Origin of the sequence: Streptomyces sp. SID13726 (assembly GCF_010548375.1) — a bacterium.
In the GTDB taxonomy this organism is placed as follows: Bacteria; Actinomycetota; Actinomycetes; order Streptomycetales; family Streptomycetaceae; genus Streptomyces.
On record NZ_JAAGLY010000602.1, the window covers coordinates 1 to 416 of the forward strand.

Consider the following 416-nt stretch of genomic DNA (forward strand, 5'->3'; position numbering starts at 1 on the left):
AGCGTCCAGGCCACGATGACGACCGGGCTCAGCCCGGCGGAGCACGGGATCGTCGGGAACGGGTGGTACTTCCGCGAGCTCGGCGACGTGTACCTGTGGCGCCAGCACGCCCGGCTCGTCGAGGGGGAGAAGCTGTGGGAGGCCGCGCGCCGCGCCAGCCGCGAGTACTCGTCGGCGAACGTCTGCTGGTGGTACGCGATGGGCATGACGACGGACGTCACGGTCACGCCGCGCCCGATCTACCACGCCGACGGCCGCAAGTCCCCGGACGCGTACGTGCGGCCCCCGGCGCTGCACGACGACCTCGTCGGCCGGTTCGGCGAGTTCCCGCTCTTCACCTACTGGGGTCCGACGGCGGACATCTCCTCGTCCCGGTGGATCGTCGACGCGACGCGGCACGTGCTGCGCACGCACGC

1 protein-coding gene is annotated in these 416 nt (G+C 72.1%); it reads left to right on the plus strand.

Translation table 11 applies throughout. The features are described 5' to 3' along the window. The coding region (locus G3I78_RS49335) for an alkaline phosphatase family protein (protein WP_203616578.1) at nt 1–416 on the plus strand (416 nt) is incomplete at both ends.